Raw genomic sequence first — 501 nt, forward strand, 5'->3', positions numbered from 1 at the left:
AGTAGGGCCAGGTCTACCGAGCTGCGCACGTCATCTTCGGTAACTTCATCCCGGCCGTACAGCGCTGCCGTGGTCTTGGCCGCCTTCATCATGATCAGGTCGGCCCGGTGGCCGTCCACTCCCATTTCAACAGCAATCTTGGCGATTAAGAAGAGTATTTCGTCAGATATCCGTACCTTGGGCAGGAGCGCCTTGGCACTGACAATTCGCCGGCGGAGTTTCTCTTCTTCTCCTTCCCACTGCAAGGAAAAACTCTCCGGGTCTTCTTCAAAGGCGGCCCGGCGCTTAACTACTTCTACCCTGAGTGCCGGGTCAAGAATCCCGGTAATGTTTACACAGAGCCCGAAGCGGTCCAGGAGCTGGGGCCTGAGCTCGCCTTCCTCCGGGTTCATGGTGCCCACTAAAATAAAGTTTGCCGGGTGGGTAAAAGATACACCTTCCCGCTCCACGGTATTGACCCCCATGGCCGCCGAGTCCAAAAGCACATCCACGATGTGGTCG

The 501-nt window shown here is 56.9% G+C and carries 1 protein-coding gene; it reads right to left on the minus strand.

What is annotated here, in order from left to right:
- Nucleotides 1-501: ATP-binding protein (locus tag RDU24_RS15920; protein WP_374989797.1), on the minus strand; the 501-nt coding region annotated here is incomplete at both ends.

It is taken from the genome of Humidesulfovibrio sp., from assembly GCF_031082295.1.
GTDB lineage: Bacteria > Desulfobacterota > Desulfovibrionia > Desulfovibrionales > Desulfovibrionaceae > Humidesulfovibrio.